This window comes from Desulfatitalea alkaliphila, assembly GCF_022968795.1.
In the GTDB taxonomy this organism is placed as follows: Bacteria; Desulfobacterota; Desulfobacteria; order Desulfobacterales; family Desulfosarcinaceae; genus Desulfatitalea; species Desulfatitalea alkaliphila.
This window is the reverse complement of the sequence record NZ_JALJRB010000019.1, coordinates 56,675-82,037: the sequence shown is the minus strand read 5'-3', so window position 1 is coordinate 82,037 and position 25,363 is coordinate 56,675. Positions and strand designations below refer to the sequence as shown.

Below are 25,363 nucleotides of genomic sequence, written 5' to 3'. Positions count from 1 at the left end.
CAGCCGAAGAGGTTATGACGTCCCCCCGAATTTCTTGTAATAGTTGCAAACCACCTTGGTGCTCACCGATATGCAGGTCGCCACATTGTCGATGAAGTTTTTGAAGGTGGTGGACAAATGATTGTACTCTTTTTGGAAGTGGTTGATTTCGACCTTGCGCACCTTGAGATCCTTGGCAGCCATGATGGATGCGAACTCCGGTTCGTGCCCCAAGTCCAGAAAAGGCAGCTGTCCGAAATAATCGCCCTTGTAGAGCGTGGCCAAAGGAATGCGGCCGAAGGGCTCGCTGCGAACCACTGCTGCGGACCCTTCACGGATCAGATAAAAGGACTCCTCTTCGGAGGCCTGCATGATCAGCGGCTTGCGGTTCTCGACATAGCCGGAGGGGTCCAGTTGCTTTTGACGCAGTTCGATGGCCCTTTCGTTGAGTTGCTTCAAGCGCCGGTCAAGGCTGATCAGCAACCCACGGAATTCAGGTGAGAGGCGTGAAAACTCCTGAGCCAACCGTTGGGAGTCCAGCACCCCCAGCTGCACGTTGCCCACGGCAACAGCCGTGGCGGTGCGGATGTGACCCTGGATCAAAAAGGAAGACAAGCTGCCGATGAATGAGCCGTCCCCCAAACGGACGATCGGCAAGGGACCGTCGGGTGTCTGGCGCATGATCTCCACCACGCCTTCCAGGATCACCCAGATCCAGCTGCCGTGCTTGCCCTCCTCCACGATGAGTTCACCGTCGAAAAAGTCCTCCTCGTCGGCCACGTACATGTAGTCCACCAACGGACCTTTAATGATGGGAACCGCGTCGGGATCCTCCAGCATCTCATGCCGGCGGCTACCTGTTCCGGGACCGACCCTTTTGACTTGTCCATCGTCTACCATTTTCAAACCTTCCAGGATGATGCCCATTCGGCTCTTGGTGATCACCCTCTGACTGAGCACATTTTCGCGGGTGAATTCAAACTCCCCGTCGGTCCAGCCGAAAAGCGCGTAAACCGCCTCCAATCCGGTGGCGTTGCCGCAGGCGGCATTGACCGGGTTGCCGTTTTCGAAATAGATGAAGCCGGGGTCGGCGGCATAGCGGCTGATCAAACGCAGCACACCGGTGCTGCTGTTGGCGCCCAAAAGCTGCATGATATCGCCAAGCGCCAGGAATTTGAGGCTTCCGGCCAGAACAACATTATCTCGCATCATGACCGGCTTACCGTGCCCATTGGAATTCGCGCTGTAGCGATTGCAGTGTCACCTTCAAGCACTCCTTGAGGGTCGCCCCTACGCCGTCTCCCCGCACCGCGCTGGCGGAAAAAGAGGGCGCCTTCAATTGACGATTCAAATCCCTTTCCATTTGCTCAATGGACATCAGGGGAATCCCCTGGTCCGCCAAGTCGCGCTTGTTGTATTGCATGATCAGCGGCACCTTGAAAATGCTCTTGCCGTACTCTTTCAAATTGGCTTGCAAATCCTTGAGCGACAGCATGTTCTTTTCCCGCCGAACCTCGAGGGAGTCCGCGACGAACACGATACCGTCCACGCCGCGCAGCACCAACTTGCGGGTGGAGCTGTATTTGACCTGTCCGGGCACGGTGTACAGTTGCACCCGCACATTGCACCCTCGAATTTGACCGAGCCCTATGGGGAGAAAGTCAAAGAACAACGTGCGGTCGCCCTCGGTGTTGATGGAAACCATCTCTCCCTTGACTTGCTTTTTGTATGCGCCGAAAATGTATTCCAGATTGGTTGTCTTCCCGCACCGGCCGGGTCCATAATAGACCACCTTACATTCGATCTCCCGCTTTTTCAGATTGAAAATCGCCATAAATGCAAACTCCCCGGGAATAGCGCTGGCATTATGAACTGACAATGCGAATATCCAGGCAATAATCGCCTTGCTTGGGTCCTGCCTTGATCTGGGTTTTGGACGCAACCACCCCCGCCCCGTTGAATATGGCGATAGGTGAAAAGAATTGCACGTCCTGCAACTTCATGCCTTCGGCCAAATGTTCCAACACTTCTTTTTCCTGCTTGGAGATGATCAAGCTCAGCATGTTGCCCGATTGGAAATTGACATCGAACTCCACCATCTTCCCCTTGCGCGGCCCCTTGTCGAAGGTGATGCCGATGGAGGTGATGTCCAGAAACTCCTCTTCCGCCTCGACAATCGTTTCCGCCTCGACGGCCGTTTCTTCCAGAAGGGCGGCCTCGGCGGTCTGCGCCGATGGCAGATCCATGGTCAGCCCTCTTTTCTGCAGGATCTCGTCCAAATAAATGCGCACCGCTTCCAGCTGTTGTGGCTGAAACTGATCGCCACTGAACCACTCGTGATATTGACTGATCGCTTCGTCGACGGTGGCGGAGGCCAGATGGCAGCGCAATATGTTTTTTGCCGCCTCGACGCGAACGGCCTCTTTTTGCAGCAATTCGTTCAATTCCACGACAGCGCGGTCGAATTGGCCGAACTTGGCAAGTGCGACGGCACCCTCCAGGGCGGCACTGTCGGCATCGGTGTTCTCGGAGAAAGCGAAGAGGTTCTTGATGAGATCCTGGGCCTTCTTGGATAATTCGGGCGTTTCGGCCCCTTTGTCCACCTTCTCTTTTGTTGAGTCCAGCGCCCTGATCTTCTCCGACACGGCCTTTAAGAGGCTCTCCTTGTTTTTCAATTTATTTATGGAATGAATCAGATCGGCCGCTGATTTATACTTGTCGTGGGCCTCGCTGATCAAGCCCTGGGTGCGGTAAATTTCGGCTTCCTGAAGCAACGCCTTCAGTCGCTGTTTGATGTCCATCCATTCCCCCGAAACCGTTCGTACCTTGGCCCCAGCAGCCTGCGACCGTCATTGGGTGCTCAAAAAGAAACAGGCGGCAGATAAGCCGCGGCCGTCCGTACAGGTGCATACAGATTCATACCTTTTACCGCGTCTGCCGCCCAAAAGTCAATATTTAATAGTTATTTAAATAATCTATCGGCAATAGCAGCCTTCTCGCCCAAAAGCTCCTTTTCCGTGTCGGCCATTCGTTTGCGGCTGAAATCGCTGATGGAGAGGCCGCCGACTTCACGCCATTCGCCGTTTTCGCACATGATGGGGAAGGCATAGACAATATCGTCATCGATGCCGTAGCTGTTGCCGGCGCTGAACACCCCCATGCTCACCCACTGCCCGCTGCTGCCCAGCGCCCAATCGCGCATGTGATCGATGGCGGCCGATGCGGCCGACGCCGCACTGGAGGCGCCGCGGGCTTTGATAACGGCTGCGCCGCGCTGCTGTACCACAGGAATGAAGGTGTTTTCATACCATTCGGCATCCACCTGATCCTTGACAGGCCGTCCGTCGATGGCGGCGTAACTGATGTCCGGGTACATGGTGGGAGAGTGGTTGCCCCAGACCACCATCTTTTCGATCTGGGTGGTTTTGCATCCGACCTTGGCCGCCAGTTGCGACAAGGCCCGGTTGTGATCCAGGCGCATCATGGCGGTAATGTTGCGGGGGTTTAGGTTGGGCGCGTTTTTCAAGGTGATCAAGGCGTTGGTATTGGCCGGGTTGCCGACCACCAGCACTTTGACGTTGCGGTTGGCGTTTTGATCCAGGGCCTTGCCCTGCACGGAGAAAATGTCGGCGTTGACTTTCAGCAGATCGGCGCGCTCCATGCCGGGGCCTCGGGGCCGGGCCCCCACCAGCAGCGCATAGTCGCAATCCTTGAAAGCCACATTGGGATCGTCGGTGGCCACGACGCCGGCCAGCAGGGGAAAGGCACAATCCAGGAGTTCCATCACAACCCCCTCCAGGGCCTTCATCGCCGGCGGGATCTCCAGCAGTTGCAATATCACAGGTTGGTCCTTGCCCAGCATGTCCCCATGGGCAATTCGAAAAATCAATGCGTAGCTGATTTGGCCGGCGGCTCCGGTGATGGTGACGTGAACGGGATTTTTCATCGGCGATCTCCATGTGTTGATGTAATGGTTTAATTTTTGCGGTTATCTACAAAGCCCAAGTTGGGGCTTGCCCCATTGGCAATCCAAATCGGAATCGGGATCGCTATCGAAATCGATGCGAACCCAGCCGCAAAACGGAACAGAAACGATTTCAATTCCGATTTCGACGTCGATCCCGATACTGCCGTTTATCGATTCCATCTGACCGAACATAGTGGCAATTACACCAAATTGCCAAATAAAAAAAGGGGATCGCCGCCATCGCGCCCTTGGCAAGATTATTCACTTATCCGTCCCACGGATCATCGCCTGCACGGCTTGTGCGATTTCCGCCGTGATACCGGGCAATGCCTGGAGCGCTTCCGGGGATGCCGCGGCGATGGCCTCCAAGCTGCCGAAATGGTGCAGCAACTGCGCTTTGCGTTTGGGGCCGATACCTGAGACTTGGTCGAGGGCCGATCGCAGGGCGGCGGTTTCGCGCCGTCGCCGCTGAAAGGTGATGGCCCAACGATGGGCTTCGTCGCGCACCCGTTGCAAAAAGAGCAGCAGGTCCCCATCTTTGCCGAAGGTCACTGGATTGGCGCGCCCCGGCAGGTATATTTTGTCCTGTTGTTCGCCCGCATCCGGATCTTTCTTGGCAATGCCGGCCACGTCGAATTGGGCGCCCAACCCCATCTCTGCCAGAATCGCCAGGGCGACATTCAACTGGCCCTTGCCGCCGTCCACCAGCAGCAGATCGGGCCACGGACGTCCTTGGTCCGCCTTGTCGAAGCGCCGGCGGATGACCGCCGCCATGTGAGCGTAATCATCCGGTTTGCCGGAGCCACCCATGATATAGCGCCGGTAGCCCTCAGCACGCGGTCGCCCCCCCTCGAACACCACCATGGCCGACACCGGTTGGCTGCCGAACAGGTTGGAGTTGTCGAAGCATTCGATGCGCACCGGCGGCCGACGCAGTTTGAGCCGTTGCTGCAACCGTTGCAGCATGGCCGTGTTGGCGTCCCGCTGCAGGCGGTGTTCGCCGGCACTCTGGCGGGCATTCTGCAAGGCGAGCTGCACCAATTTCTCCTTGTCGCCCCGTTGCGGCACGGCGATGACCACCCGACCGCCCCTGATTTCCTGCAGCGTCTCTGCCACCAAATCCGGTTCCTCGGGCAGCCGGCTGACCAGAATCTCCCGCGGCATCCGGCCGGCCGAGGCATAATACTGCCGCAGGAATACGCCCATTTGCGCCTCCGGCGCCCCCACAGCCTCCTCGAAGACGAAGTTGCGGCTACCCAGGAGGAAACCGCCCCGCACCCGCAAAAGCGCGATCACCGTGAAATCGTCCGCCGCCAGCAGCCCCACCACGTCGCGGTCCTTGAAATCGGTGCTGACCGACACCTGTTTTTCCAGGGTCCGCTCCAAGGCGAACATTTTGTCCCGTAACCTGGCGGCGGATTCGTAATCCTGGGTCGCCGCCGCGGCTTGCATCTGTTTCTTGATTTTACGAATCAGCGCGGGCGTGCGTCCTCTCAGAAAGGCGACCACCTCCTTGACCACCTCCTGGTATTCCCCGGGGGAAACCTCCTGGAAACAGGGCCCCATGCAAAGCCCCATCTGGTGGTTGAGGCACGGGCGGGGGCGCTTCTTGAATGATTCGCATCGACATTTGCACAGCTTGAAGGTTTTGTTGATGAACTTGATGGTCTGGCGTACCGCTCCGGCGGAAGCGTAGGGACCGAAATAGAGTGATCCGTCGGAACGCAATTTACGCACCACCGTCAGCCGGGGGTATGGGGCATCGATGTCCAGACGCAGCGACGGGTAGCGCTTGTCATCCTTGAGCACCACGTTGAAGCGGGGGCGATGGCGCTTGATCAGGTTGGACTCCAGGATCAAGGCCTCTTTTTCGGTGTGGGTCAAAGTGGTTTCGAAGGCGGCCACCTTGGTCAACAACAGCACGGTTTTGGGGTCGTGGGGCCGCTGCTTCTGGAAGTAGGATTGCAAGCGCTTGCGCAAATTGCGCGCTTTGCCCACGTACACGATGGCGCCACGCTCGTCGCGCATGATGTAGACGCCGGGGGTGGTGGCCACCGCGGCGGCCTCGCGAGCCAGGCGGTCGATGCGCGATGATGGGTGCTCGATGGCGGTGGGGGGGGTGGGGTTCGTGGTCATAGTGGACAAAGTGGACGGTGTGGACGGAGTGGACGAATCCGCTTCGGCGTCTTCTTTCTGTATTCAGTTTGGTCTGCTCTTGGCAAGGCTCATCCTTCGTTGACCATTTTGTGTTTCAGCAGCTTGATGCGGTCGCGCAGTTCGGCGGCTGTTTCGAATTCGAGGTCGCGGGCGGCCTGATGCATTTGCTTTTCCAGGGCCTTGATGGTGTTTTCCATCTTTTCCGGCGAACCGTAGGGCGTGTCCGGTTCTTTCACGGCCGGCGCGGTGGACGGTTGTTCCTGGTAGACGGCATCGAAAATGGCGGTGATGCTCTTTTGGATGGTCTGCGGCACGATGCCGTGGGATTGGTTGTACGCGACCTGGATTTGCCGGCGCCGGTCCGTCTCTTCGATGGCGGACCGCATGGATGGCGTGGTGGTGTCGGCGTAAAGAATCACCGTGCCGTTCACATTGCGCGCCGCTCGGCCGAAGGTTTGAATCAGGGAGCGGGTTGAGCGCAAGAAACCTTCCTTGTCGGCGTCCAGGATGGCCACCAAGCCGACCTCGGGAATGTCGAGCCCTTCCCGCAGCAGGTTGATGCCGACAAGCACGTCGAAGGCGCCCATGCGCAGTTCGCGAATGATCTCCATGCGCTCCAAAGTGCCGATGTCGGCATGCAGGTAGCGCACGGCCAGCCCCAGGTCGGTGTAATAGTCGGTGAGGTCCTCGGCCATGCGCTTGGTCAGGGTGGTCACCAAAACCCTCTCGCCCCGCGCTTTGCACTGCACGATTTCCGCGTAGAGGTCGTCCACCTGGTGCCCGGCAGGGCGCACGACAACAGGGGGATCCACCAACCCGGTGGGCCGTACGATCTGCTCCACAACGGCATCCCGGCCCTTGTCGGTTTCGTAGGCCGCCGGAGTGGCCGAAACGTAAATCACCCGGTGGACCCTTTGGCGCCATTCGTCAAAGCGCAACGGCCGGTTGTCCAGGGCGGAAGGCAGACGAAAACCGAAGGCCACCAGGGTCTCCTTGCGCGAGCGGTCCCCCTTGTACATCGCGCCCAACTGGGGCACGGCGATGTGGCTCTCGTCGACGAACATCAGATAGTCCTCGGGGAAATAGTCCAGCAAGGTGGGCGACGGCGCACCGGCCGCCCGGCCGGTCAGGTGCCGGGAATAGTTTTCGATCCCGTTGCAATAGCCCAGCTCCTGGATCATCTCCAGATCGAAGCGCGTGCGCTCTTCAATCCGCTGGGCCTCGATCCATTTCTTGTCGTCGCGGAACCGGTTCACCCGCTCTTTGAGTTCCTCCTTGATGGCGGCCATGGCCCGCTTCAGGGTCTGCTGGGAGGTCACATAGTGGCTGGCGGGAAAGACTGTGGCGCTCTCCACCGTGGACAAGACCACACCCCGCAGCGGATCGATTTCCTGCACGGCATCCACTTCATCGCCGAAAAAGTCGATGCGCAGGGCCTTGTCCTCCTCATAGGCCGGAAACACCTCCACCCGGTCGCCGCGCACCCGGAAGGTGCCCCGGTGAAAATCGACATCGTTGCGCTGGTATTGCATGGCCACCAGATCCCGCAGCAGTTGCTGCCGCGAAAGCGTCATGCCGGTTCGCACATCCACCCGCATGGCCAGGTAGTCCTCGGGCGCCCCCAGCCCGAAAATGCAAGAGACGCTGGCCACCACCACCACATCCCGCCGGGACAGCACCGAGCGGGTGGCCGAATGGCGCATCTTGTCGATCAGGTCGTTGATGGAGGAGTCTTTCTGGATATAGGTGTCGGTGGTGGGGATGTACGCTTCGGGCTGGTAATAGTCGTAATAACTGACGAAAAACTCCACTGCATTGCGCGGAAAGAGCTGTTTGAATTCGTGGTAGAGCTGGGCCGCCAAGGTCTTGTTGGGCGCGATCACCAGGGTGGGCCGGTTCAGCGTGGCGATGACATTGGCCATGGTGAAGGTCTTGCCCGATCCGGTGACGCCCAGCAGCACCTGATCTTTGCGCCCCTCACGCAAACCGTCGCACAAGCGCCGGATGGCCTCCGGCTGATCGCCCCGGGGGACGAAATCCGAAACCAGTTCAAACATGGGTCACTTCACATTCAGCAGCACCACGCACATGGCGGCCATCCCCTCCCCCGCCCCCACCTGCCCCAAGCCTTCGGTGGTGGTCGCCTTGATATTAATGACGGCTTCGTCGGCATGCAAGGCGGCCGCCATGGTGCGGCGCATGGCGTCGTTGTGAGGCGCCAAACGGGGTGCTTCGGCGAAAATGGTGGCGTCCAGGTTGGCCAGGAGGAACCCGTGGTCCGCTAAACGGCGGCGGCATTCCTGCAACAGCACGATGCTGTAGATGTCCTTGTAGCGGGGGTCCGAATCGGGAAACAAGCGTCCGATGTCGCCCAAACCGGCGGCCCCCAGCAAGGCGTCACAGGCCGCATGCACCAGCACGTCGGCATCGGAATGGCCCAGCAGCCCCTTCTCGAAGGGAATGGTCACCCCCCCGAGCACCAGGGGACGTCCCGCCACCAGGCGGTGGATATCATACCCGATGCCGATACGCATTGTCGCCGACCACGTTGTAGGCTTTGATGGCCTGTTCCATGCCCTTGACCCGGACATCGCCCCGGGGCCGGGTGGCGAAGTGATCCTTGATCAAATGATGGGTGTATTCCGACACCAGGATCTCCCCCGGCGCGGCGCCCGCGCAGAGGCGGGAGGCCTGGTTGACGGCGTCGCCGATGACCGAATAGCTCATGGTGCGGCTGGAACCCAGATAGCCCGCCACCACCGGTCCGGTGTTGATACCGATGCCCACTTGAATCGGGGGTTTGCCCGCCGCGGCCCGATCGAAATTGAACGCCTCCAGGGCCCGCTGGATGTCCAGCGCCGCCCGCGCTGCGCGCTGCGGGTCGTCATCGTGGGCCAGGGGCGCACCCCATATCACCATGATGCCGTCGCCGATGAATTTGTCCACGGTGCCTTCGTGGCGAAAGACGATCTCCACCACGACTTCGTAATAGTCGTTGAGCATGCGCAGAATCGTGTCGGCATCTGCGTCGCGGCTGTGGCGCGTGAACCCCCGGATGTCGGCGAACATCACTGTCGCCACCCGGCTTTCACCGCCCTGCTGCACACTCAAATCCCCGTTGACCACCAGCTCCGCCAGATCGGGGGAGAGCAAACGCCGGAAACGTTCCCGCGTGGCCGCTTCCCGTTCCATGCGGCGGGCCGACTTGCGCCGCTCGTTCATGGTGAATTGGGCGTGGCTGCCGAAAATGACGAACAAGCAAAGCACAATGACCCGTCCCCACACATTGGTCAGGTCCAGACCGGTCATCTTCTCCAGAAAATTGTCGTAGGACAGGAACAGGGACAGAAAGGAGTCCAGCAGCCAGTAGATGGCCGCCAAGCCGAAGCCGATCAACACCATGTGATCGGTCACCATGGAGCGCTTGTCGTTTTTTGCGGACGTTTTCATGGCAGGGTCGTGTCTTCCGGTCTTTGGTCAACAGCATCGGGAACAAAGGAAAGATACACGTTCGTTGGGCCATTTTCAATACAACTTGACAAAGATGGCCCTTTAAGGTGAAAGAGAGGGCATCGCGCCCTTAATGGCGGCCGTTTTCCACATCCCCCCACCCTATTGCATCGAGGAGTGCCGTGTTGGTCAGGTCGGAGGAAATGCATTCCACGGAGACATCTGTAGATCGGATTCACCGGCCCGCGCCCAAACCGTCCATCACTGAAGCCACCGCCGCTCGCCCAACGGCCGGTAGACAACTGCGGGCGGCACTACGTTTGCCGGCCCTGCGCACGCGGAAGCCCATGGTGTTGGGGGTTGAGATCGGCCACACCGACATTCGCATCGCCAAGACGGCGCGCCTGGCGGACAAGCGGTACCAGCTGATCGATTACTGTCGTGTGCCCCTGCAAGGCCGCCCCGCCCGGCACGACCCCCTTTTTCGCAAACAGCTGCAGGCAGCTTTGGAACGCATCGGTGCCAATGAAGGCCATTGCGAAATCTGGAGTGCCATCCCTTCGGCCCGGGTTGAGCTGCGCTGCTTGCGCGTTCCCAAACTCAAGAAGCGCCAACTGACCAACGCCGTCCACTGGACCTTCACCACCAAGGTGGCACTCAACGAGCAAGAAGAGTTGCTCGATTTCGACATCCTGGGCGATATCACCGAAGAGGGCGTGCGCAAGACGGAAGTGCTGGCCTTCAAGGCGCCCAAAGCGGAAGTGGCCGCCCTCAAGGAGGCGTTCGAGGCCATCGGTTATCCCCTTACCGGCATCAGCATCGTCCCTTTTGCGGTTCAGAACCTGTTCCGTACCGGTTGGCTGCGCCACGGGCAGCAGGACGCCTGCACGCTTTTCGTGGGCCGCGACTGGTCGCGCATCGCCATCTACAACCAAAACCACCTGGTGCTGGCCAGGGGCATCAAAACCGGTATGCGCAGCATGGTGGAGGCAATCCAGACGGCCACGACCGCGACGCCGTCGGATGGCGCTTCCGACAACGGGACCATTGCCTTCCCGTCTGAAACGGATGCGCCCCCCGGGCCGACAACCGTTCCCGAAGGCATCGCCGGACCGGCGGCCCAGCAATGTTTTTTCGACTTTCTCCTGGGAAAAGATGCATCCGCCGAAGACCAACAGGCGACATCGTCCCTCGGGCACCCCCCGGAAGCGGTCTTTGCGATGCTGCGGCCGGCCCTGGACCGTCTGGTGCGACAAGTGGAACGCACCTTCGCGCACTACAGCCTCCATTTTCAAGGCGGCAAGGTGAAGCGCCTGTTGCTGTCCGGCCGGATCAGCGCCAATGACATGTTGATCGAGCATATTGCAAAACAGCTGGACCTGCCCACCGAGGTGATGAATCCCTTTGCGGCAGATCCGGCGTTCATCGGCGATGCCGTCGTTCCCGAAGGCCGTGCCGACCGCGAAAGCTACCTGCCTGCCATCGGACTGGCGGTTTCGCACAACAGCTTTACGCCCAACTTCCTGCACACCCACAAGGACAAGGCGGCGGAAGACCATTCGCAGCGCTTCAATCACCGTTTGCTCGCGGGGTGCTTGGCCTGCCTGCTCGCCCTGTTGATGCTCTTTGCCTGGCAAGAACGGCGGATCAGTCAAAAAAGAGAAACCATCGCCCGACTCGACCGGCAATTGCTGACATACACGCCGGCAGCGGAAAAGGAAATCATGCTGGCCCTGTTCGCCCAAAGCCGACAGCGGCGGCAAACCATGACGCAACTTGTAGAAAGCTACTTGCCCGTGGCGATGCTGCAGGAGTTGTCCCGGTTGACGCCGCCCAACGTCCGTTTGATCGATGTGACCGCCGACCTCGAACCGTCCGCCGGACAACAAACATCGAACGCGGCCCGCGTCACCGTGGACGGCCTCGTTTTCGGCGCGCCAGGCGCTTTCGAAACCGCGCTGACCAGTTACCTGCTCACCCTGCGCAACTCGCCGATCTTCAGCCGCCCTGTGGTGCAAAACCGGCGGGTGGAATATTATGACGGCCGGGAGGTGTTGCGGTTTCAAGCCGTGCTGGAGATTGAGGGATGATCCTGAACCGTTTGTCCAACCGGCACCTGGTGTGGCTCGGCCTTTGCGGTGCCGCCATTGTCGCTTTTTTGTTGTTGTTCGTTCTCCCGAATCTGCGGACCATGAAGGAAATGGATAACCGTGTGGCGACGCTGACGCAGCGGGTGCAGTCCCAGGAGTTGCTCCACCCGGTTTATCGAACCCTGATCCGCCAGAGCCGACATCGTCTGCCGGAACAGCTGCCGATTCCGGCAGACAACGATGCGCCGTTACCCTCCATCGATGACATTCAGGGGGTCTTCACGGAGATGGCCCGCGAACACCGGGTGGTTTTCGAAAGCGCCGCACCCGACCCCGCCAGTTATTTGCAAGAAAACACCCAACTCGTGATGAACGTCGTCTTCAGTGGTGATTTTGTCGACTTTCAACCGTTGTTGTTCCGGCTTTGTCAACTGCCTTACATCAACGCCATCACTTCGGTCGGCATTCACACGCGGGAAGATCGCCGGCGAATGGCGTTGCGATTGGTTTTGAACCCGATGTAGATCGGGCGAGGGCCCTATGAGCATGCGCGAAAAATGGATCGTGGCCGTCATGTGCCTCACCCTGGTCTACGGTGCCCACGAACTGCTCGGCAAAAGCGTGGGCACCGGCCGGGCCACCCAACCGCCTGGCAGGGATGCCTCGCTGGAAGAGGTGCGCCGGTTCGCCGAGGAGATGAGCCGCAAAGCGGGCGAGCAGGTGATCTCCGATGCCGACCGGCACGTCATCGCTCAGGCGCTCGCGCCGTGGACCGAAGATCCGTTCATCGCCTCGCTCAGGCCCCTTTCCAGCCAGCCGGGCCAAAGGCAAGGCGACTCGGCGCGCGCCGCCGCGGCGTCCAGCGGCCCGCCGGCTTTTGCCTTCACGGGGTTTTTGCGGTTCGGCGAGACCCGCATGGCGATCATCAATGGTATGGAGTATGCCCGGGGAGAAGCCCTGGGCACCGATGGCCTCTATGTGCACAGCATATCGGAGCAGCGGGTGGTGCTCGGCAAGGTGGGCAGCGCCCACCGGATCGTGCTGCCGCTGCGGGAGATGGATTGAACGCCCCGCACAGGCGGGATGGATATGGAACACACCAAACGGAAGACGACGGGGATCAAATGAAGGGTGCCGGATGCAGATGGGCAATGTTGGCGGTCATGATGCTGGGCATCGTCTGGTTTTGGGGATGCGCCCATGACGCACGGGAATCCCAACCCTCGCCCCTGGAAGTGTGGCGACAAAAAGCGGAACAAAGTGGCGGGTACTCACCGAGCGCGCGGGAACGCTCCATCGCCTTGCAACCCAAACAGATCGAGACGGTCGGCGGCACCGGCAGCGCATCGGCAGGGCCGGCACGGGACCTGCCCGATGGACCCGTCACCTTGAAAATGCACCTGGCCGAGGTGCCGGTGTTGCTGCGCGCACTGGCCCGCGCCGTGGATCTGAACATCATGATCAACGAGAGCGTCACGGGACGCCTGAGCATCAATGTGAACAACGCGCCCTGGAACCAGGTGTTCGTCGGCGTACTGAAATCCCAAGGATTGGATTACGACTGGGAGGGGGAGATCCTGCGCATCGTCACCATCGAGGACCGCGAACGGGACTTGAAAAACCTGGAGGCCGAAGAGCGCATCCTGGCCAAGCGCCGCGAACTGGAGATCCGGGCGCCTTTGGTGACCACCATCATCCCGGTCGACTTTTCCAGCGCCGAACGGTTGCGGGAAAACGTATCGCGGGTGATCAGCGCCGAAAAGGCCGGCGAGCCGGTGGGCACCGTGATGGTCGACACCCACACCAACTCGCTGATCGTGCAGGCCACCCCCAGCGATATCGACAGAATCATTCCCATGATCAAGGCCCTGGATCGCCCCACGCCCCAGATCCACATCGAGGCCCACATCGTCGAAACCACCAGCAGCACGGCCCGCGAACTGGGCGTGCAGTGGGGCGGCCTGTACCACAACAGCAGTCGCGGCTACTGGATATCACCCAATGCCACCGGCGCCGTCGGCGGGCAGCAACCGGGATCGGGCCAGGGCATCAACCCACCCGCGGGCACGGGCATCAACTTTCCGGCCAATTTGAGCAACGCCACGACGGAGGGCGCCGGCCTCTTCCTGGGCCTCATCGCCGAAGGCTCCAGCGGCCTTCTGGCGTTGCAGCTCTCCGCCCTGGAGGAAGAAGGAATGCTGAACATCCTTTCCAGCCCTTCCATCACCACCCTGGACAACACCAAGGCGGTCATCGAGAGCGGCGACGAAGTGCCCATCCCGGTGGTTCTCAGCGACAGCTCCAATGTCATCTACAAGGAGGCCCTGCTCAGCTTGGAGGTGACCCCCTACGTGATCCAGGAAGATGTGCTCAAGCTGGAGATCATGACCACTAAGAACGAGGTGGATTTTTCCCGCACCGTGCTCACCTACCCGACCATCGTCACCAAGAAGGCCGCCACCAACGTGATCCTTTTCGACGGCCAGACCACGGTGATCGGCGGCCTGAAAAAAAACACCACCCAGAACAGCGAAGCGGGCGTGCCATGGATACGCAAGGTGCCGCTGCTGGGGCATCTTTTCAAAAGCACCGGCAAGAGCGAAGAGATGCAGGAGCTGCTGATTTTCATAACGCCCCACATTCTCAAACCTCGGCCCGCGGCGGCGGAAAAGGCATCGCCGAGCGGAAAGCAAACCCTTTTTCCAGAAACTATTGAGGGAGATTGAATGGATCCGGATCAAATCATGGATGGTTTATCCAAGGAAATCAATTCAGCACTAAAGGCGATGGCCAAAACGAAAGACGTTAATGAAAAAGAGGCCTACAGCCGGATTATAAAGAATTTGTGTAAATCACAAGGTGTGTTCCTGGAATTGGCCGCCGATATGATGTCGCGCGATTTTGATGATGAGCTGGATGAAGAGATTCCCTTCTAACAGTGGATAAAGCATTGAAAAGGCCCAAAGGCGGCGGGTGAAACCGATGGCGGAGGTTGCGTGAGGGAACGGAAACGACTGGGCGAAATGTTGGTGGAGGCCGGCCTGATCACCGACGACCAGCTCAAGCAGGCGGTGGTGGACCATCGCCGCAGCCACATGAAGCTGGGGCAGTTCCTGGTGCACGAGGGCATGGTGGGCGGTCCCCAGATCGCCGACCTGATCTCCCGCCAGCTGCGGATCGAAAAGTATCACCCCGACAACTATCCCATCGACATTCAAATGGCCGAGTTCCTGCCCCTGGAGATGGTGCAGAAGTATCAGGCCATCGCCCTGGCACGGGCCAACTCCCTGATCACCGTCGCCATGACCGACCCCACCGACATCACCGCCCTGGACGCCATCGAGGTGTACACCAACCTGGAGGTGGAGCCGGTCATCTGCACCTACCCGGAGTGGAACCACCTGATGGGCAGTCTCTACGGCACCTACTCCACCATGGGGGGCGTGCTGGAACGCATGGAGGAGATGGAGATCGAGCACACCGGCGGCGGGGACCCCGAACAGCGCGGCGTGGAAGATCTGGAAGTGCGCTCCCTGCAGGATATGGCCGAAGAGGCCCCGGTGGTGCGCCTGGTCAACTCCATTCTCTCCCAGGCGGTGCGCGAAGGCGCCAGCGACGTGCACATCAGCCCGGAAAAGGACCGCGTGCAAGTGCGCTTCCGGGTGGACGGCAAGCTGCACGAAGTGCCCGCGCCGCCCAAATCGATGCACCTGCTCACCGTGTCGCGCCTGAAAATCCTGGCCAACATGGACATCTCCCTCTCGCGGATACCCCAGGACGGCCGCTTCACCATCCGCATGGACAACAAGGAGATCAACATCCGGGCATCGACCATCCCCACCATCTACGGCGAAAACATGGTGCTGCGGCTGCTGGACACCAGCAGCGGGATCTACTCGCTGGAAGAACTGGGCATGAATCCGGGGGACATCCAAAAGCTGTCCGAGATGATTTTCAAACCCTACGGCATGATCCTGAGCACCGGCCCCACCGGCAGCGGCAAGAGCACCACCCTCTACGCCATACTCAAGCGCATCAACCAGCCCGACATCAACATCCTGACCCTGGAGGACCCGGTGGAGTACCGGGTGGGCAAGATCCGTCAGATCCAGCTCAACCGCAAAGCCGGCATGACCTTCGCCGGCGGCTTGCGGGCCATCATGCGCCAGGATCCGGATGTGATCATGGTGGGCGAAACCCGCGACGCCGAAACGGCCCAAATCGCGGTGCAAGCCGCCCTGACCGGTCACCGGGTGCTGAGCACGGTGCACACCAACGATGCCGCCGGCGCCATCACCCGTTTCATCGACATGGGCGTGGAACCCTTTCTGGTTTCTTCGGTGATGCTGGTTTCCATTGCCCAACGGTTGGTGCGCAAGGTGTGCCCTTACTGTAAAAAACCCTACGATCCCCCCCGATCCGCCCTGCGCTTCTGGGGCCTGGAAGACAAAAAGGATGCCGAATACGTCAAGGGCGCCGGCTGCTTCAACTGCATGGACAAAGGATACAAGGGGCGCACCGGCATTTTCGAGGTGCTGCTGATCGACGACATGGTGCAGGAGATGATTCTGAAACGCTGCTCGGCCCGCGAAATCACCCGCGCCGCCCATCAATCCGGGCGTCTGCGCACCCTCAAGGAGGATGCCGCCGACAAGGTGGCCCGGGGCATCACCACTCTGGACGAAGCCGCCTCGGCGGTCATGATGTGATGTAAGGTACGCCATGCCCACTTACAGCTACCAGGCCATCAACCAGAGCGGCGCCGCCATTTCCGGCTCAATGGAGGCGGAGAACCTGGCGGCGGCCAATGCGGCCCTGGTCAACAACGGGTTGATCCCCGAGAAGGTCCGCCCGCAGAAAGCCCCGCGCATCCAGCAGCTTCTGGACGGCTTCTCCGCCCGCCTGCATCCGGTGCGCGCGCCGGAGCTGATTCTCTTCACAAAGCAGTTCCGTACCATGATTCGGGCCGGCATCCCGATGCTAACGCTGCTGCGCACCCTGGAGGTGCAGAGCGAAGACCCCCGCTTGCGCAAGGTGGTCATCGCCATGGCCCAGGACATCACCCAAGGCGCGAGCCTGCACGAAGCCTTCCGTCGCCACCCCAAGGTGTTTTCGCCCCTTTACTGCAGCATGATCCGGGCCGGTGAAGCCAGCGGCGCCCTGCCCGAGGTGATGGATCGGTTGATCCACATCCTGGAGCACGAGCACCGCATTCGCAGCGAAATCCGTTCGGCCCTGCAATACCCGGCCATCGTGCTGATTTTTCTGGCAGTGGCCTTTTTCGTTCTGCTGACCTTTGTCATCCCCAAATTCTCCGCCATCTTCATTCGCTCGGGCCTGGAGTTGCCCCTGCTGACCCGCATTTGCATCCTGATGTACGAGTTCTTACGGCAGTGGTGGCCGGTCCTGTTGACGGTCAGCGCAATCGCGCTGGTGGCCCTGACCCTGTTTCTGCGCAGCGAAAACGGCCGCTTCCAAAAAGACCGCCTTTTGCTGCATCTTCCCTTGCTGGGGCCGCTGTTCCGCAAAGCCGCAATGTCGCGCTTCGCCAGCATCTTCGCCATTCTGCAAGCCAGCGGTGTCGCCATCCTCGATTCCATGCGCATTTTGGCGGACACGGTGAACAACAGCGCCATTGCAAGGGAGTTCACCCAATTGATGGGACAGCTGGAAGAAGGCCGGGGCATCGCCGAACCGTTGCGCCGCTCCCAATACTTCACCCCCATCGTCATCAACATGACCGCCATCGGTGAGGCCTCCGGCAACCTGGAAGAGATGCTCGGCGAGATCGCCGCCCATTACGACTGGGAGTTGTCCCATGCGGTCAAACGGTTCAATGACTCCCTCGGTCCGATTCTGATCGTGGGCATGGCCGTGGTCATCGGCTTTTTCGCCCTGGCCATTTACATGCCCATGTGGGATCTGTCCCGCGTCGTGCGATGACCATGAAAGACCTGCGCTTCAACATCAATCTTTACGTCATCATACCGGTCATCTTCGCCGGTCTGACCATCCTGTCCCTGCTCTCCGCCTATCGCCTGACCCGTTTTTACCTGGATCGCCACCTGCCGCCCGAATGGCCCCTGCTCGCATGGGGCGCCGTCCTGACGACCCTCACCTTCGCTTGCGGTCTGCTGGTGGTCAAATTCCTCATCGCCCCCGTGCGCCGGTTCGTGGACCGCACCCAAACCATGGGGGTCTTGCGGGACATCGGCATGGAAAACGACCCGCCCCACGCCACCGGCGATCCCGAGCTGCATCGCTTCGAGCGGGTGTTCGATCAAGTCACTGAAATACTGAGCAAGGTGGAAGCACGAACGCTCTTTCCGGAAATTGTGGGCCAAAGCACCGCCATTCGGGCCGTCCTCAACCAGATCCTCAAGGTTGCGCCCACCGACGCCATCGTTTTGATCGCCGGTGAAACCGGCACCGGCAAAGAGCTGGTGGCCCACAGCATCCACCGCCACAGTCGCCACCAGTCCCACCCCTTCGTGGCCATGAATTGCGCCGCCATCCCTGAAGGCCTTCTGGAAAGCGAACTCTTCGGCCACGAAAAAGGCGCCTTCACCGGCGCCGTCAATCGCAAACCGGGCAAGATGGAGCTGGCCGGCGCGGGCACCCTTTTTCTTGACGAAATCGGGGACATGCCCTTGGAGACCCAGGCCAAGATGCTGCGCGCCCTGGAGGAAAAGCGCATCGTCCGGGTGGGCGGCATTCATCCCATCACCGTGGCGGCCCGCTTCATCGCCGCCACCAACAAGAATCTGCCTGAAATGGTGCAACAGGAGCTGTTTCGCCAGGACCTGTTCTATCGACTCAACGTGTTCGTGATCCAACTGCCCCCGCTGCGGGAGCGCCGCGAGGACATCCCCCTGCTGGCCGAACACCTGCTGGACCAGGTCGCCCCGGAAAAACATTTCGCCCCCGCCACCATGCACCTGCTGACGGCCCACGCCTGGCCCGGCAACGTCCGCGAATTGCAAAACGCCATCCAGTCGGCCGCCGTTCTCGCGGGCGCCACCATCGAACCCAATCACCTGCCGTCCGCCATCCTGCAAAACATAACCACCCCCCTGCAAACCCCCGCCCCACCCCTACCCAACGGCGCCGCGGCCCTGGACGAACGCCTGCGCACCATCGAAAAGCAGATGATCGTAAACGCCCTCTCCCAAACCCGCGGTGTCCAAAAACAAGCCGCGGAAATCCTGGGTATCAAGGAACGCAGTTTGTGGCATCGGTTGAAAAAGTATGAGATTGATGCGGGAGTGTTTAAGCGATAAGGGAGTTTTAAGTGTTACGTGTTAAGTTTTAAGTTAATGAATTCTATCGATTATATGGGTTTGAGGGTAGTCGAGCAGATGGAGCCGTTCACCAACCCGTTGGGGCACGGCATGCCGTGCCCAATAAGATCCGATCCTATGGCACGCCGTGCCCCGGTATCCCCGATCCTCCCGCACGGGCTCGGCACGCCATGCCCGGGTATCACTGATCCTCCCGCACATCCTATGAAATGCCTGAGCACAGCGCATTTGACTTCAAGAGATGCCGAAAATACAAAAGTCGCCGGGTGTTATGGACGAAAAGCATTCGCTTTCGATCCCGATAGCGATTTCGATTTCGATGGAAAATTATGGGAATTCAATCAACTGTGGCGTGCGCCCACCCCAACCATCTATAATCGATAGCATTCCTTGCTTGAAACTTTAAACTTTAAACTTTAAACTGTCCCCTTTTCCGACCCGGCCAACTCGAAACTTCCAAGTTGGAGCATATTCGGTAAAACACCATTTTGAAAAAAGGAGGTCCCCTGATGTTCGATTTCATGATGAGCGACGCACAGAAGCAACTGCGTGAAGAGGTTCGGGACCTGGTGCGCTGGGTGCCCCGACAGATGATCCTGGACATGGACCAGGACAAAATCCAGTTTCCCAAGGCGTTTCTCAAGGAGGCCGGCCGTCGCAACCTTTTCGGCGTGCGGTATCCCGTGGAGTGGGGCGGACGGGGCATGGACTGGGTCTCCACCTGCATGGTCATGGAGGAGGTCGGCACACTCGGCTACATTTTCGCCTGCGTCTTCGGTGTCGGCGCGGAGTTGGTGTGCGACGCCATCATTTTACACGGCACCGACGAACAGAAGGAAAAATATGTCAAGCCGTTGTTGCGGGGTGATCTTTTTGCCGCCGAGTGCCTCACCGAACCCCGGGGCGGCTCGGACTTTTTCGGCACCACCACCGCAGCCGTGGATCATGGGGACCATTTTGTCCTCAACGGCCAGAAACGGTTCATCGTGGGAGCAGAAGGCGCCGACTATTTTCTGGTCTATGCCCGAACCGATCCCGACGCCGAACCCCACAAGGCGCTCACCTGTTTCATCGTTGATCGGGGTGAAGGGGTCCGCGTTGACTATATTTATGGCCTGATGGGCAGCCGCGGCGGCGGTGCCGGACGGGTGGTGTTCAAGGATGTGCGGGTGCCCAAAGAGAACATCGTGGGTCAGCTGCACAACGGCTATGCCGTTTTCAACACCATGATGATTCCCGAGCGGCTGGGCACCGCGGCCATGACCATCGGCGCCGCCCGACCCGCCCTGACCGTGGCCACCGGCTACACAACGCGACGCAAGGCCTTCGGTCAACCCATCGCCCAGTTCCAAGGGGTCGGCTTCCAGGTGGCTGAAGCCGCCATGCTGCTGGATGCCGCCCGCAGCATGATCTACACCACCGCCCGCATGGTCGATTCGGGCGTACCGGCCAAACAGACCCGCCGCATGGTTAGCCAGGCCAAGAAATTCGTCACCGAATCGTGCCAGAAAGTGGCCCACAACGCCATGCAGGTCATGGGCGGCATCGGCTACACCAACGTGTTTCCCGTCGAACGCATCGCCCGCGACCTGCGCCTGGCCTCCATATGGACCGGCTCCAACGAGGTGATGAGCATGATCATCGCCCATGAGTGGTACAAGGAGTATCTTGCCGGCAAAGGCCGCAAGACCGAACGGGATTTCGAAAACGATGCGGCCGAGGCCCACGCAGCGGATGAAAAAATATATGAATGAGGCCATGCAATCGGCACTTTCTTCCATCATTTAATGGATAATCAACTACATTTTTTGATGCAAAATGTATTCGCGAGCCATTCCGCGCCCCTTGCACGGAGCGGATTTAGATTCTATTTTATAATTAATTCATATTGTTAAATGAATCAAGATTTTGTTGTCATCAATCTCTTCCTATGGCATATATAGTGCACTCATAAAATAGCAGAACTGTCCATCTTCATATTTATTTTTTTTCCTTCGAAGGGATTGAACCTAATGCAACCACCCTCTCCCGGTAAAAACGCGCCAGTTGTCGGCAACGCCGGTTTCACCCTTCTCGAAATCATCGCTGTCATCGTTATCATGAGCATCCTGGCAGTTGTCGCCGTGCCGCGCTATTTCGACCTCCAGGGCGAAGCCAGGAAGAAAGCCATGGAAACAGCCATGGCCGAAGCCATCGGCCGGGTCAACGGGTATTTCGCCCAGCAGGTGTTGAGGGGGTCGCTTCCAAGCGAAATAAATTACCAAGATGGCGAACCGTTGGGGACAGATCTTGGCGATTTCGAATTGTCTGTTTTCGACGGCGGCCACAGTGAAGATGAGGATTTCGATCCGTCTGCATGCTTTAGCGATAAGGCTGACAATGATGACGCCTTGGACGGTTGTATCAAGCTGGTCGTATCGCCAAAAGATGGTACAGCAATCGCGGGAGCTGATGACGAGATCAAAAGCATACCTCGCCCAGGAATTTGATTTTATTAATAATATCAAAAAAGGCAGCCATGCGGCTCCAGGCCGGCAACCGCAGTACAGGTTTCACCGTTCTCGAGGTCGTGCTGGTACTGGTTTTCATCAGCATCTTCGCAACGGTCGCGGTGTTGCGCCAACCCCCCACCGATGTGACCCTCAAGGCCCAAATAGCCACTCTCAAATCCTATGTTCGTTATGCCCAAAGCCGGGCTATCAACACCGGCACCCCTTGGGGCATCCACTACGACAGCGACGACCGCCGTTTCTGGTTGTTCGCCGGCAATGATTCGAACAACCGCAGGCCGCTTCCAGGAGAAACGGAAAACACCACCGAGTTGGCCGGCGGCGTGACCATCACTCCTGCCGGGTTTACGCTCTGTTTTGACACTTGGGGCCGTCCCGGGGCGTTGGCGACCCAAGCCGAACAGGACCATTGCACCCCATTGACCGAGGCAAGCGACCTGCATTACATTCTGACCAAAAACGGTGAAACTGAAAGTTTTATCATTCATCCGGAGACCGGATTCATACCATGACGGCACCCGCACCAGCAAAAGAGTGGTGCGATCAGCGGGGCTTCACCCTGATCGAAATCCTCTTCACCATCATCATTTCCGCCATTTTGACGGTCATCTTGGCGCAGGTGATCAGCGAGCAAACCTGGCGCAGCTATCAACCCGTGCAAACCCTGGACGATTCCTTGTTACTCAACGCCGTCATGAACAACGTAGTGGCGGATTATCGTCATCTGCAACGGGATCCGGTTCAAAAAAACCCTTTGATCACCTTGTGCAAGAAGCTGAATAGCGGCGTTTACTGGCAGAACGACCATGTTGTTCCGTCTCGTACCAAGATAGTGTTTAACCCGCGCAATGTGGCATTAGAACCCTCAGGGATCAGGGCCGACGATATTGACAACTGCGAATCATTACAAGGCCTGCTGCAAGTCATCGTGTCCATCCCGGACACTTCCCAAAATTTGACCGCCCTTTTCGGTCGGTAAGGCAGCCATGGGCACACTTTCCTGGATCAACAAACATATCCGCGTATGCATTTCGAACAAATTGGGGTTCACTTTCCTCGAGCTCATCGCGACCATGGTGTTGATGGCGATTCTCGCCGGCCTTTTCGGTTCCGGTTTGGTTGCCGCCGTCCAGGGTTATGATTTCAGTCGGGCCAACGCTCAAGTAACGCAAAAAGGGCACTTGGCCATGGCGCGCATTGTGCGTGAACTGACAGAGTTGATAGATGTCCGGGATACCGGCCCGGTGTCCTCCGACGATGTGTTTGTGGTTTATGAGCGCATCCAGAAAGATCCTGGCGGCATTCCACACATCCGCCGCATGGAATTGCGATTCGTTGAGGCGTCTGGAAACGATACCGGGGCGGTTTACCTATACACAAGTGACCCGAACCAGGCGGATTCCGCCGATACAAACCAAAACGGACACATCCTGGTGGACGGGGTGACCGATTTCGCCCTCACCTTTTTCCGCGGGGCCGACCCTTGGCTACCGGGCTACGATATCCGGTTGCTGACGGCCATTCTAATCCGCTTGGATTTGCAACGCCCCGATGCCCCTACCCAGTCACACAGCTTCACCACACTAGTGCATCCGCGCAATACAGATAATGTGGGTGGTGGGGTGTATTAGCGTTGCTGTGAAAAATACCCTGTTGAACGGGATCCCTATATGTATGCAATGTCTTTGACATCAAAAACCACAATCAGTCCTCCAACAATGGTGTGCAAAAGGCATCACGGCAGTGCGTTGATCGCCATTATTGCGGCTATTTTGCTCTTTTCCGTCCTGGCGGCCACCCTGTTGCCCCTGGTGAGTTCCTCCAGACAGCAGACAGCGTTCCACCATCTGGCCGACCAAGCCTATTTTCTGGCGGAATCGGGTTATCGCATGGCCCTGCACCAGTATCGACAGGCACAAACCATGCAGCAGAAGGTGGCGGCGCTTGAGAACATGGACGGCCGACGGTTTCAACTGGAAGGGGTGGGCTCCTTCGAAATTCGCATCTTCTCCTACTATTTCGTGCTGACCAATGGTGCCGAGCCCGGGGTCAATAGTTGGAAAGCGGTCGTTGCAGGCACTTTGCCACCGGAATTGCTTGAAAATGCAATCGGGCAAACGCAACGTTTGTTCATTGGTAACCAGGACTTCGAGGTAAACCTATCGATAGAAGATAACAACCAGGAAATTACCATCATTTTGGAAGATGGTGAGGGGTTTGCTACGCCACTGCCGCAACACACCATCGTCTACCCATTTGTTCGCAGTAACGGTTTCGATCCCACCACCGGTTTTTTATCCTATGAAAACGGCGGTGGCGGCCTCTTTCCGTCGACCCATGGCCGCATCATCGTCGGCGGCCGCATTGTGAATTACAACTACAACAACCGCGACGAAAACCGATTCGAAGGAATTCGCGACCCGAGCGCCTCTTCCCAGGACTCTAATCTTGAAATATTGTCAGGCGCCCCGATCATACTAACCAACTTTTCACGCTTGCACAGCACCGGGATTGTCGGCCAGGGAGCATTAACGACGCACCGGGAGTTGATCTTTGATGGCGCCTTTCCGCAAGAGCCCTTTCTCTGGGAAGAGGTGACGGAAGAAACCTTCTCCGAAACTTCGGCAATTGCGAATTGGGAAACGGTGGACGGGAGTGTCGCGATCAGCGCGGCGGACGGCAACCGGGCACTCTTTTTTGAAGAATTGAGTTCGAATGGAGGATTGGCAACATCGGCCGCAGCGGCCGGTGACCGTTTCACCGGCTACCGAGGCTTAACCGGCGGGTTTCTCAGCTACGATGTGCAAGTCAAATTGGGATTTCTGAATTCGCTTTATCCTGAAACGGAGGGCGACGATTCTGATTCGGATGCCGCCCCGTCCTTTGCCGGCGGTCTTTCTTTTCGCCTGAGGACCACTGACGATAATCCATCTCTTTCACTCACGGCCTTCAACGGTTACGGCCTTTCCATCGTTCTCGGCCAAACCGGGTTTCAACTTCCCGGCACCGCGCTTGAAGCCGGCCCGCTGGTCGTTTTGTGGCAACAAACAGGCGGCATCGATACCAGGACTTGGCTGGCTTACAGCGCCATCGATTTCCCTGCCGGAGGCGTGGCGTTACTGGTCCGCTTGCATGAAGCGGTGTTGCTGAATTTCACGAATGGTGAAGCTGCAGCTATCCAAGCGGGTGAACGAATTTTCGGCGAGAACCATGGCGCAATGGGTACTGTTTTGTCATCTCCCATTCTATCAACAGGCGCTTGGAATGATGGATCGGCCGCAGGCACCCTCTTGCTCAACAAGGTCACAAAGGGAAGCACCTTTCAGCGAAATGAAACCCTGCTGGTGGTCGGCCGATCCAATAGCGCAGCCAAAGTGTCGAACGATGTCACGATGGATAAAAAAGAAAACATAATCAGAATATATCGTGCCGATTTGGCCGATTACCCGCGCATCGCCGGCAATCAAAAGCTCCAGTGGCCGCCGGACGATGGGGCGGATGAAGAGGCGCACACCTCCCCTTTCCGATTGATTCACTGGGACGCAATCAACGATACCATCAATGCGCCGTCCGAGCTGTACGCCGTGCCCTCTTCCAACACCCCCGACAGCATTCTGCGCACCTATCACCCAAACCTCATCTCAAAGCCCCTTAGCGCCTCCCCCGTTGCCGAATTAGGATTGCACGCCTTCGGTGATGGGGCCGGCGACATCTTTTTCGATGACTTCGGGTTTCGATTGACTTATCCAGTGCGCGAAGCTTTTCCCTCACCCCTGCAACAATAAATCCCGTTTATTCGATGAACCATTTGTGGTAAAGAGATATGCTTCCGCGAAGGGCTCGCGAATGGTCCTCGGGGCCTTGTTTTCCGGTGCCTGAAGATCAATGCATGCAACAGTGTAAAAAGGA

22 protein-coding genes are annotated in these 25,363 nt (G+C 58.6%); 14 read left to right on the top strand and 8 right to left on the bottom strand.

Annotated features, from left to right (window positions below):
• Positions 1–12 precede the first annotated feature (12 nt).
• From MRX98_RS15525 to MRX98_RS15490, 8 genes are all read right to left on the bottom strand, one after another.
• Positions 13–1,191 (bottom strand): cyclic nucleotide-binding domain-containing protein, encoded by a 1,179-nt coding sequence (locus MRX98_RS15525; RefSeq protein WP_246911658.1) that lies wholly within the window; start codon positions 1,189–1,191, stop codon positions 13–15.
• A gap of 7 nt (positions 1,192–1,198) precedes the next feature.
• Complete coding sequence (locus MRX98_RS15520; RefSeq protein WP_246911656.1) at positions 1,199–1,813, bottom strand: GTP-binding protein; 615 nt, start codon at positions 1,811–1,813, stop codon at positions 1,199–1,201.
• A gap of 31 nt (positions 1,814–1,844) precedes the next feature.
• Entirely contained in the window at positions 1,845–2,780 is a 936-nt protein-coding gene (locus MRX98_RS15515; RefSeq protein ID WP_246911654.1) for a tetratricopeptide repeat protein, read from the bottom strand.
• A 161-nt stretch (positions 2,781–2,941) separates the two neighbouring features.
• Positions 2,942–3,925 (bottom strand): malate dehydrogenase, encoded by a 984-nt coding sequence (locus tag MRX98_RS15510; RefSeq protein WP_246911645.1) that lies wholly within the window; start codon positions 3,923–3,925, stop codon positions 2,942–2,944.
• Between the two features lie 282 nt (positions 3,926–4,207).
• Positions 4,208–6,082 (bottom strand): excinuclease ABC subunit UvrC, encoded by a 1,875-nt coding sequence (gene uvrC, locus MRX98_RS15505; RefSeq protein WP_246911643.1) that lies wholly within the window; start codon positions 6,080–6,082, stop codon positions 4,208–4,210.
• 89 nt (positions 6,083–6,171) lie between these two features.
• Positions 6,172–8,160, bottom strand: a complete 1,989-nt coding sequence (uvrB, locus tag MRX98_RS15500; RefSeq protein WP_246911641.1) for an excinuclease ABC subunit UvrB — start codon at positions 8,158–8,160, stop codon at positions 6,172–6,174.
• A gap of 3 nt (positions 8,161–8,163) precedes the next feature.
• A complete protein-coding gene (gene ispF / locus MRX98_RS15495; protein ID WP_246911639.1) occupies positions 8,164–8,637 on the bottom strand; it encodes a 2-C-methyl-D-erythritol 2,4-cyclodiphosphate synthase in 474 nt (157 codons plus the stop codon).
• Positions 8,615–9,553, bottom strand: coding sequence for an adenylate/guanylate cyclase domain-containing protein (locus MRX98_RS15490; protein ID WP_246911628.1), 939 nt, complete (start codon positions 9,551–9,553; stop codon positions 8,615–8,617). The genes ispF and MRX98_RS15490 overlap by 23 nt, the downstream gene beginning before the upstream one ends.
• A 203-nt stretch (positions 9,554–9,756) precedes the next feature.
• Here MRX98_RS15490 and pilM point away from each other — a divergent pair, with 203 nt between their 5' ends.
• The 14 genes from pilM (at position 9,757) to MRX98_RS15420 (ending at position 25,239) form a co-directional block, all read left to right on the top strand.
• Entirely contained in the window at positions 9,757–11,643 is a 1,887-nt protein-coding gene (gene pilM, locus MRX98_RS15485; RefSeq protein ID WP_246911626.1) for a pilus assembly protein PilM, read from the top strand.
• On the top strand, positions 11,640–12,167 hold the full coding sequence (locus MRX98_RS15480) for a hypothetical protein (protein WP_246911623.1): 528 nt from the start codon (positions 11,640–11,642) through the stop codon (positions 12,165–12,167). Before pilM ends, MRX98_RS15480 begins: the two co-directional genes overlap by 4 nt.
• Before the next feature lie 16 nt (positions 12,168–12,183).
• A complete protein-coding gene (locus MRX98_RS15475) occupies positions 12,184–12,708 on the top strand; it encodes a hypothetical protein (protein WP_246911621.1) in 525 nt (174 codons plus the stop codon).
• A gap of 86 nt (positions 12,709–12,794) precedes the next feature.
• Positions 12,795–14,369 carry a type IV pilus secretin PilQ gene (gene pilQ / locus MRX98_RS15470; protein WP_246911615.1) on the top strand — a complete coding sequence of 525 codons (1,575 nt, stop codon included), beginning with the start codon at positions 12,795–12,797 and terminating at the stop codon, positions 14,367–14,369.
• The gene (locus MRX98_RS15465) at positions 14,370–14,579 is read left to right on the top strand and encodes a hypothetical protein (protein ID WP_246911612.1); all 210 of its coding nucleotides are present in this window, start codon (positions 14,370–14,372) and stop codon (positions 14,577–14,579) included.
• 60 nt (positions 14,580–14,639) lie between these two features.
• On the top strand, positions 14,640–16,352 hold the full coding sequence (locus MRX98_RS15460; RefSeq protein ID WP_246911609.1) for a GspE/PulE family protein: 1,713 nt from the start codon (positions 14,640–14,642) through the stop codon (positions 16,350–16,352).
• Between the two features lie 13 nt (positions 16,353–16,365).
• Positions 16,366–17,586: a type II secretion system F family protein gene (locus MRX98_RS15455; RefSeq protein WP_246911606.1), complete on the top strand. Its 1,221-nt coding sequence runs from the start codon at positions 16,366–16,368 to the stop codon at positions 17,584–17,586.
• Positions 17,583–18,923, top strand: coding sequence for a sigma-54 interaction domain-containing protein (locus MRX98_RS15450; RefSeq protein ID WP_246911603.1), 1,341 nt, complete (start codon positions 17,583–17,585; stop codon positions 18,921–18,923). The genes MRX98_RS15455 and MRX98_RS15450 overlap by 4 nt, the downstream gene beginning before the upstream one ends.
• A gap of 530 nt (positions 18,924–19,453) precedes the next feature.
• Complete coding sequence (locus tag MRX98_RS15445; protein WP_246911600.1) at positions 19,454–20,698, top strand: acyl-CoA dehydrogenase family protein; 1,245 nt, start codon at positions 19,454–19,456, stop codon at positions 20,696–20,698.
• A 258-nt stretch (positions 20,699–20,956) separates the two neighbouring features.
• Positions 20,957–21,433, top strand: a complete 477-nt coding sequence (locus MRX98_RS15440) for a type II secretion system protein (RefSeq protein ID WP_246911598.1) — start codon at positions 20,957–20,959, stop codon at positions 21,431–21,433.
• 29 nt (positions 21,434–21,462) lie between these two features.
• A complete protein-coding gene (locus MRX98_RS15435) occupies positions 21,463–21,966 on the top strand; it encodes a pilus assembly FimT family protein (RefSeq protein ID WP_246911595.1) in 504 nt (167 codons plus the stop codon).
• Entirely contained in the window at positions 21,963–22,433 is a 471-nt protein-coding gene (locus MRX98_RS15430; protein WP_246911592.1) for a prepilin-type N-terminal cleavage/methylation domain-containing protein, read from the top strand. Before MRX98_RS15435 ends, MRX98_RS15430 begins: the two co-directional genes overlap by 4 nt.
• Before the next feature lie 7 nt (positions 22,434–22,440).
• The gene (locus tag MRX98_RS15425) at positions 22,441–23,085 is read left to right on the top strand and encodes a PulJ/GspJ family protein (RefSeq protein ID WP_246911590.1); all 645 of its coding nucleotides are present in this window, start codon (positions 22,441–22,443) and stop codon (positions 23,083–23,085) included.
• Positions 23,086–23,124: 39 nt separating this feature from the next.
• Complete coding sequence (locus MRX98_RS15420; RefSeq protein ID WP_246911583.1) at positions 23,125–25,239, top strand: hypothetical protein; 2,115 nt, start codon at positions 23,125–23,127, stop codon at positions 25,237–25,239.
• Positions 25,240–25,363: the final 124 nt, after the last annotated feature.